Origin of the sequence: Streptomyces sp. W16 (assembly GCF_033194735.1) — a bacterium.
Taxonomy (GTDB): Bacteria; Actinomycetota; Actinomycetes; order Streptomycetales; family Streptomycetaceae; genus Streptomyces.
Genome location: NZ_JAWOAI010000845.1, coordinates 1 through 2733 on the forward strand (window position 1 = coordinate 1; position 2733 = coordinate 2733).

Genomic DNA, 2733 nt, shown 5'->3' on the forward strand with positions numbered 1-2733 from the left:
CGTCGAGCCTCACCCGCTCGCCGCGGCCCCGGAGACACCCCCGGTCGGCCCCGAGGGCATCCCCCTCGCCCAACCCGCCACCCCGGACGCCGAGTTCGTCGAGTTCGCCGAGGTGCCGCAGGCCGTCGCGGCGGCCTCCGGCCCCAGCCCCGACGACTCCCTCGGCCGCTTCGTGCCGGTGGAGGGCTCGGTGCCCACCACTCCGCACCTCGCACCGACCCCGCCGCACCCCCTCACCCTCCCCACTGAGGATCCGGCCGCCGGCGCGGAGGCCTTCGTCACCGTCCCCGGTCCCCGAGAGGCCGATGCCGACGGCGAGCCCGAACTCGTACAGCACGCGGACGACCTGGACACCCGGGCCGCCGACCAGGAAGAAGAGAGCACGGCCGCAGTGGAAGACGTACGAGAGTCCACCGGCCCGGCGGCACCCGGCTACGACGACGCCGAGCGCGAGGCCGTGCTGAAGGTGATGCGCGAGCGCCGTGACATCCGCAACGGCTTCCGCAGCGACCCGATCCCGCACGACGTGCTGCTGCGTGTGCTGGAGGCGGCGCACACGGCCCCGTCCGTCGGGCACTCCCAGCCGTGGGACTTCGTGGTCATCCGTTCCGCCGACACCCGCCGCAACATGCACGAACTGGCCCAGAGTCAGCGCGAGGCGTACGCGAAGTCGCTGCCCAAGGGCCGGGCGAAGCAGTTCAAGGAACTGAAGATCGAGGCCATCCTCGACACCCCGGTGAACATCGTCGTCACCGCCGACCCCACCCGTGGCGGCCGGCACACCCTGGGCCGGCACACGCAGCCGCAGATGGCGCCGTACTCCGCCGCCCTCGCCGTCGAGAACCTCTGGCTGGCCGCCCGCGCCGAGGGCCTCGGGGTCGGCTGGGTCAGCTTCTTCGACGAGCGCGAGATGGTCCGCGCGCTCGGTCTGCCGGAGCACCTGGAGGTCATCGCGTACCTCTGCGTCGGCTACGTCGACGAGTTCCCGGACGAGCCCGAGCTGATGCAGGCCGGCTGGTCCAAGCGCCGACCACTGTCGTGGGTCGTGCACGAGGAGACGTACGGCCGCCGCGCCCTGCCCGGTGAGGACCCGCACGACCTGCTCGCGGAGACCGTCGCCGGGATCCGCCCGCTGGACGCGAAGGCGCTCGGTGAGGCGTGGGAGCGGCAGAAGCGGATGACGAAGCCGCCGGGTTCGCTCGGCATGCTGGAGATCATCTCCGCGCAGTTGTCCGGGCTTTCCCGGCAGTGCCCGCCGCCGATCCCGGAGCCCGCGGCCGTCGCGATCTTCGCGGGCGACCACGGTGTGCACGCGCAGGGCGTCACCCCCTGGCCGCAGGAGGTCACGGCCCAGATGGTCGCCAACTTCCTTGGCGGCGGCGCCGTTTGCAACGCCTTCGCGAGCCAGGTGGGCGCCGAGGTGTGTGTCGTGGACGTCGGTGTGGCGTCCGAACTCCCGGCCACACCAGGCCTGTTGCCCCGCAAGATCCGTGCCGGCACGTCCGACATGACGACCGGTCCGGCGATGTCCCGCGAGGAGGCCAAGCAGGCCATCGAGGTCGGCATCGAGACGGCCCGCGACCTGGTGGCGGCCGGCAACAAGGCGCTGCTCACCGGTGAGATGGGCATCGCGAACACCACCGCGTCCGCCGCCCTGATCTCGGTGTTCACGGACACCGACCCCGCCGACGTCACCGGCCGGGGCACCGGCATCAACGACGAGACCCTGGCCCGCAAGACGGAGGTCGTGCGCCGCGCGATCGAACTCCACCAGCCGGACCCCGCCGACCCCATCGGCGTACTCGCCGCGATCGGCGGCTTCGAGCACGCGGCCATGGTCGGCCTGCTGCTCGGCGGCGCCTCCCTGCGTACGCCGGTGATCCTGGACGGCGTCAGCGCCGGCGCGGCGGCCCTCGTCGCCCGCGCCATCGCCCCCGAGGTCCTCGCGGCCTGCATCGCGGGCCATCGCAGCGCCGAACCGGGTCACGTCGCCGCCCTCAACAAGCTCGGCCTGCGCCCCCTGGTCGACCTCGACCTCCGCCTCGGCGAGGGCACGGGCGCGCTGCTCGCCCTGCCGCTGGTGCAGAGCACGGCGCGGGCGATGCACGAGGTGGCGACGTTCGACTCCGCAGGGGTGACCGAGAAGTAGGCGCCCGCAGGGGACTGTCGCGGCTCAGCCAGTGGACCGGCTGAGCCGCCACAGCCCCCTGCCCGTAAAATCTGCACGTCAGGGCCACCGCACGCCGTAAAAGAGGAGCCGCACCCTCATGGCCGAAAACCCCGCCTACCCCGTAGGCCTCCGCCTCACCGGCCGCAGGGTCGTCGTCCTCGGCGGCGGCCAGGTCGCCCAGCGCCGGCTGCCTGCGCTGATCGCGGCGGGCGCGGACATCACCCTCGTATCCCCTGAGGCGACCCCGTCCGTAGAGGCGATGGCGGACGCGGGCGAGATCGCCTGGGAGCGCCGACCGTATGCGGAAGGCGACTTGGCGAGCGCCTGGTACGCCCTGATCGCCACCACGGATCCGGAAGCGAACAACCGAGCCTCCGCCGAAGCGGAGCTGAACCGCGTCTGGTGCGTCCGCTCCGACGACGCCGACCAGGCCACCGCCTGGACCCCGGCGACCGGCCACAGCGAGGGCGTCACCGTCGCCGTACTCACCACGAACGCGCGCGGCCGGGACCCCCGCCACACCGCCGCGATCCGCGACGCGGTCGTCGCGGGCCTGCGCGACG

At 73.2% G+C, this 2733-nt stretch carries 2 protein-coding genes; both read left to right on the forward strand.

What is annotated here, in order from left to right:
- Window positions 1-2149, forward strand: a 2149-nt coding sequence (gene cobT, locus R6V09_RS50315) for a nicotinate-nucleotide--dimethylbenzimidazole phosphoribosyltransferase (RefSeq protein WP_317888119.1), incomplete at its 5' end; no start/stop codon positions are given.
- Window positions 2150-2267: 118 nt separating this feature from the next.
- The coding region (locus R6V09_RS50320) for a precorrin-2 dehydrogenase/sirohydrochlorin ferrochelatase family protein (RefSeq protein ID WP_317888120.1) at window positions 2268-2733 on the forward strand (466 nt) is incomplete at its 3' end.